The sequence below is a fragment of the Syntrophorhabdaceae bacterium genome (genome assembly GCA_028698615.1).
Taxonomy (GTDB): Bacteria; Desulfobacterota; Syntrophorhabdia; order Syntrophorhabdales; family Syntrophorhabdaceae; genus Delta-02.
In genome coordinates this window covers 1-4,854 of the sequence record JAQVWF010000089.1, presented here as the reverse complement: position 1 = coordinate 4,854, position 4,854 = coordinate 1, and the positions used below count along the sequence as shown (strand labels likewise).

Sequence of the window (4,854 nt, the reverse complement as noted above, 5' to 3'; positions counted from 1 at the left end):
AGCTGGTCATAAACTGCCTGATTATGATGGCCCATGTTCAAATGATCATGGACATAGTTATAAGTTAGAAATAGAAGTAGAAGGTTCAACTGATGGTTCAGGAATGATTATTGATTTTGCTAAATTGAAGGATATCGTAAATGATAGAATTATTTCCATGCTTGATCATTCTTGGCTTAACAATATTCTTTTTATTCCAACAGCAGAAAATTTAACTATTTGGATATCGGCTAATTTGGCACCAGCCATTTGCAAAGAAGGAAAAGAATTAATTAGAGTAAGACTTTGGGAAACATCGACTTCTTATTGTGAGTGGAAAGCATAATGGATGAAAATGAAATTCTGGAAGAAGTAGTTGAAGAAAATCCAGAAATAGCCGCTGTTATTAACCAATCAAGGTTATTATTAATGACAGCATTAGAAATGATTAATGCTAAATTAACCGATGAAGGAATAGGTTTCCGATATTTATCTCAAAGAGTTGATATTTTGGAACAAGTTCCTTCTTCTTTAAGGATTCATTAATGCAAGCTATTTGTTTATGGTGCAAACAACCTTTTGAAAAGCATAATAACGCTCAAAAATATTGCTGTCCTTCTCACCAAAAGAAGCATAGTTATCGACGAAATAAAAAAGCAGTGGCGGAAATTAAGAAATGCCCTATTTGCGGCACATTGTTTATTAGGAAATATCACAAACAAAAATTCTGTAATCAAGAATGCAGGAAAAAGTGGAAGAGGGAATATGAAAGAGAAAGATACCAAAGCAAGCATAAAACTCAAATAAAAATTTGTCCTTATTGTAAAGAAGAATTTAAAACCAAAACTAACCCTCATATCTTTTGTTGTTTAGAACATAAACAAGAATATGAAAAGGAACAAAGAATTCTTGCCAGAAAAGTTTTTGAACCAAGAGTTTGTATAGTATGCGGAGAAAAATTTGTTCCTCATACAGCAGATCAGAAATGTTGCAAGGCTTCTTGTTCTTCTCAATGGATTAATATGAAAGCAAAGAAAAGATATTGGGAGAATGTAGAAAAGTATAGAACAAAGAATAGGGAAGCAAAAAGGCGTGAAGATTATAGAAAAAAACAATATCGGATAGAAAAAGGGATAGAGGAGAAAAAAGTTTGGGACATTCAACCTAGCCATTATTGGGGCTAAAGGAGAGAAAGATGGATTGGAACTATATTTTAACATTTATTGCAGGGATAGTTGTTGGTGAAATGACTGTTATTTGGGTTTTGGCTATGTGTAGAATGGGAAAGGGAAATTAAAATGTCACAAATTAAAGTAATTAAGTTGGAAGAAGCAGGAAGAGAATCGGCATTGATAGGCTTATCTCTTAATAGAAGAGTTGAAGGTGCTTTAGATTATTATTATGATATATTTTTAGAAAAGGAATATATCTTTAATGAAGTAGCTGGAAGATTATGCAATAAAGATCATGGGCATAATAAGTTTCTGGAACATATCGATACATGGTGGTTAATTAGAGCATCAAGAAATTTTTGGCAAGAAGCTGATACTTATCGCTTGACTACCAAACAATCAGGTAGTACCATGCACACCTTGTATAAAAGAAAATTAACAAATGAAGATTTCAATACCCCTATACCGGAAAGCTATATTCAATACTTAAATGAATTGGTTCAAAAATATATTGTCGAATCAACCTCTGAGAATTTGGAAGAATTAAAAGATTCTCTTCCAGAAGGTTATTTGCAAACAAGAGAATGGAAACTAAATTATAAAAACCTTAGAGAAATCCTCTTGCAAAGATCAAATCATCGTTTGCCTAGTTGGAAAATATTTTGTGCGGAAATTAAAAAGCAAGTGATTTTCCCAGAGTGGTTGCCGTAGGAGAGAACATGAATGAGAAAACTAAAAAATTTATTTGTCCTGATTGTAAAAAGGAAATGATGGTTCCTGTAAAATCTAAAAGGCAAAGATGCCCTGAATGTGCAAAAATAAGGATAAGAGAAAGATTTGCGAATACCAGAAAAAAGTTTTACACGAAGCATGATCCTGATGAAATAATTACGATGATCGCTATTTGTCCAACTTGCGGGGAAAAGCATAAGATCAAAACTTTACCTTTGGATGCTGATATTACCCCAAGAGTCCGTTGTCCACAATGCAAGAAAAATTTATTAGATCATCCTAAAGCAGACCCTATATGTGAAGGATATTCTATAAATAATTATTAAGAAAGGAGATAGGATGAAGGTACATAGTATTTTTGAATCAATTAATGGAGAAGTTACAGCCGCTTATCAAGGAAGCATTTGCACATTTGTTCGGTTAGCTGGTTGCAATTTGCGGTGTTCTTGGTGTGATACTCCTTTTGCGGCTGATATTTGGTCTGGATATGATATGTCCAAAGAAGAAATCTTTCAAGAAATAGTAAAAATAGGCAATAGAAATATTACAATTACAGGTGGCGAACCGCTATCGCAGAAAAAAGAATTGATCGAATTAATAGATTATATTAATGAAAAAGATTCAGGAGTATATAAAATTGCTATTGAAACTAACGGCGCATTCAATGTAGAAAAGGTAATAGATCGTCAGGTTTTTTGTATTGTTATGGATTATAAACTTCCTTCATCAGGGATGGAAAAGTTTATGAACCTTAATAATTTTAATGCTTTAGAAAATCCTGATTTTGTTAAATTTGTTATAGCCGATAGAAAGGATTTTGATCGAGCCATAGAAATAAGCAGTCAAATCAAGAAATCAGGATTTATAGGTCGTTTTGCTTTCTCCCCTTGTCATGGGAATATAGAAGTTCCTGAACTATTTAAATGGTTAAAAGAAGCGCAATTTGATGAAGCAATTATCAATCTCCAGTTGCATAAAATAATTGATATGCCTTAAAATATTTTCATCAAAAACATGCAAAGCATGTTATAATAAAGTAATAAAAATCAAAAAAAGAAAAGGAGTTGTTATGAAAGATTTGGAAGAAATCAACGGTAGTGAATTGGTAAGTGTTATTAAAATCCTTAACAAAAGCGGTTTTTTGGAGAAGGAAATCAGAACAGTAGGAGTTAAAAAGAAGGATTTGCTTGAGCATTTTGCTGATGCCTATGAAGGTCTTGATGCAGAGGCAGAAGAGAAAATGCTAAAAGATAAGAAGTATGCTCCTGTTATTGATTTTTATGAAGATACTTTTAGTGACGAGCTTGGAAACAAGGAAGAAGGAAAAGAAGCAGAGAAGGAAGAAGAAGAAAAGAAAGAACAGGAAAAACCTGCCAAGAAAGAAAAGAAAGAAAAGCCTGCTAAGAAGGAAAAAGCTCCTAAGGAAAAGAAAGAAAAAGAGCCTGTAGAGCTTTCACGATACGGACATAAAGCAGGAACAAAAGGCGCCGAATTGGATGAATTGTTTTATAAAGGCGATACTTTGCAGAATATGGCAGATATTATTGGAACGACCCTTAGCAGAGTAAATAATTTTAAATATGGATTAATTCGCAAGGGTTGGAAAGTTGAATGTGTCGATAAGGAAAATAAAATTTATAAAGTTACAGGTCGCATTGATGATAAAAAGGAGTAATTAATGAATCAAGCCAAAGTAGAAGAATATTTTGGCAAACTTCTGACTGAGGGATTGGGGTTGGATTTATCTGACCCCAATCTTAAAGACACCCCTAAAAGAGTTGCCAAGATGTATTGTCAAGAGTTTTTTAAGTCTTTAGAACCAAATACTACTTTAATTACAACATTTCCTAATGATAAAGATTACGATGAAATTATCCTTTTAGACAATATACCTTTTGTTTCAATGTGTTCACATCACTTTCTTCCTTTTTCAGGGAAAGCTTGGTTTGCATATATCCCTGATAAGAAACTGGTAGGAGCTTCAAAAATAAACCGATTGATAACGCATTATTCAGCAAAGCCTCAGTTGCAGGAAAACCTCTCTAAAGAGATAGTAGATAGCTTTGTTTACTTATTGCAACCTAAAGCAGTAATGCTTGTAATGAGGGCTATTCACGGTTGCATGGCTTGTAGGGGCATTAGACAAGGCAATGATGCAGGCATGATAACTTCTGTTGTTTATGGTGGTTTTAAAGACGACATTAAAGGCCGTCAAGAGGTTCTTCGTTTAATCGAATTATCTAAAAAGGATTAAATTATGAATATTTATCAGGTAGAATTAACCAATAGGTGCAATGCCTCATGTAATTATTGCCCCCATTCTGCAATGACAAGAAAGCAAAGTGATATGTCAGTCCCTACTTTTCTATATTGTTTAGACAGAATGAAAAATCAATATATAGGATTGCACCATTTTGGAGAACCGTTTTTGCATAATTCTCTTTCAGATTTTATAGCGATAGCGCATCACCATCATATAGAAGTAGAATTTTCTACTAATGGAGGAATAAAAGATTATCAAAAATCTCTAAGATTAGTTTTAGACCAAGAACCTTATCGAATGAGAATTGCTTACGATTTTTTTGAGCCTGTTGATTTTATAAAAGATGCCTTAACATTTAATAAAAATACTATTATTACGCTTCATTCTGTTGATGGCAAGCTAAAAGAAAAGAAACCGTACACTAATTTTGCCGGTTCTGTAAAGGGTTCTTCAGAAATAAAAGGAGAATGTTTTTTTAAAAAATATAATTATTTTTGTGTGCTATGGAATGGAGATATTGTTCCTTGCTGTTGCGATTATAATGGGCAAGAGATTTTGGGTAATGTTAAAGATCCAAAGAGTGCATATTTAAAACAGCAAAAATGGTATCATTTATGTAAAAATTGTCGAGGCATGCAATTTGCAGAAGGAGGCTTGTGGTGGAAAGAAATATAATTTTAGTTCCTTTAGAAGAATTTGAAGAAAGAT

Annotated in this window: 9 protein-coding genes; all 9 read left to right on the top strand. The window is 33.0% G+C overall.

Annotated features, from left to right (window positions below):
• A partial coding sequence (locus PHC90_14400; protein ID MDD3847535.1) for a 6-carboxytetrahydropterin synthase occupies positions 1–325 on the top strand: 325 nt, incomplete at its 5' end.
• On the top strand, positions 325–525 hold the full coding sequence (locus PHC90_14395) for a hypothetical protein (GenBank protein ID MDD3847534.1): 201 nt from the start codon (positions 325–327) through the stop codon (positions 523–525). The genes PHC90_14400 and PHC90_14395, both read left to right, overlap by 1 nt.
• The gene (locus PHC90_14390; protein MDD3847533.1) at positions 525–1,163 is read left to right on the top strand and encodes a hypothetical protein; all 639 of its coding nucleotides are present in this window, start codon (positions 525–527) and stop codon (positions 1,161–1,163) included. The genes PHC90_14395 and PHC90_14390 overlap by 1 nt, the downstream gene beginning before the upstream one ends.
• Positions 1,164–1,277: 114 nt before the next feature.
• On the top strand, positions 1,278–1,862 hold the full coding sequence (locus PHC90_14385) for a hypothetical protein (GenBank protein ID MDD3847532.1): 585 nt from the start codon (positions 1,278–1,280) through the stop codon (positions 1,860–1,862).
• Positions 1,863–1,870: 8 nt separating this feature from the next.
• Positions 1,871–2,209, top strand: coding sequence for a hypothetical protein (locus tag PHC90_14380; protein MDD3847531.1), 339 nt, complete (start codon positions 1,871–1,873; stop codon positions 2,207–2,209).
• A gap of 13 nt (positions 2,210–2,222) precedes the next feature.
• Positions 2,223–2,879, top strand: a complete 657-nt coding sequence (locus PHC90_14375) for a radical SAM protein (protein ID MDD3847530.1) — start codon at positions 2,223–2,225, stop codon at positions 2,877–2,879.
• A 73-nt stretch (positions 2,880–2,952) separates the two neighbouring features.
• Complete coding sequence (locus tag PHC90_14370) at positions 2,953–3,558, top strand: hypothetical protein (protein ID MDD3847529.1); 606 nt, start codon at positions 2,953–2,955, stop codon at positions 3,556–3,558.
• A gap of 3 nt (positions 3,559–3,561) precedes the next feature.
• Positions 3,562–4,137, top strand: a complete 576-nt coding sequence (locus tag PHC90_14365; GenBank protein MDD3847528.1) for a GTP cyclohydrolase I — start codon at positions 3,562–3,564, stop codon at positions 4,135–4,137.
• Between the two features lie 3 nt (positions 4,138–4,140).
• The gene (locus tag PHC90_14360) at positions 4,141–4,821 is read left to right on the top strand and encodes a hypothetical protein (protein MDD3847527.1); all 681 of its coding nucleotides are present in this window, start codon (positions 4,141–4,143) and stop codon (positions 4,819–4,821) included.
• Positions 4,822–4,854 lie beyond the last annotated feature (33 nt).

Bases quoted from the DNA above. Each gene is read 5' to 3' on its own strand.
- PHC90_14395 (MDD3847534.1), top strand. From the start codon at position 325: ATGGATGAAAATGAAATTCTGGAAGAAGTAGTTGAAGAAAATCCAGAA.
- PHC90_14390 (MDD3847533.1), top strand. From the start codon at position 525: ATGCAAGCTATTTGTTTATGGTGCAAACAACCTTTTGAAAAGCATAAT.
- PHC90_14385 (MDD3847532.1), top strand. From the start codon at position 1,278: ATGTCACAAATTAAAGTAATTAAGTTGGAAGAAGCAGGAAGAGAATCG.
- PHC90_14380 (MDD3847531.1), top strand. From the start codon at position 1,871: ATGAATGAGAAAACTAAAAAATTTATTTGTCCTGATTGTAAAAAGGAA.
- PHC90_14375 (MDD3847530.1), top strand. From the start codon at position 2,223: ATGAAGGTACATAGTATTTTTGAATCAATTAATGGAGAAGTTACAGCC.
- PHC90_14370 (MDD3847529.1), top strand. From the start codon at position 2,953: ATGAAAGATTTGGAAGAAATCAACGGTAGTGAATTGGTAAGTGTTATT.
- PHC90_14365 (MDD3847528.1), top strand. From the start codon at position 3,562: ATGAATCAAGCCAAAGTAGAAGAATATTTTGGCAAACTTCTGACTGAG.
- PHC90_14360 (MDD3847527.1), top strand. From the start codon at position 4,141: ATGAATATTTATCAGGTAGAATTAACCAATAGGTGCAATGCCTCATGT.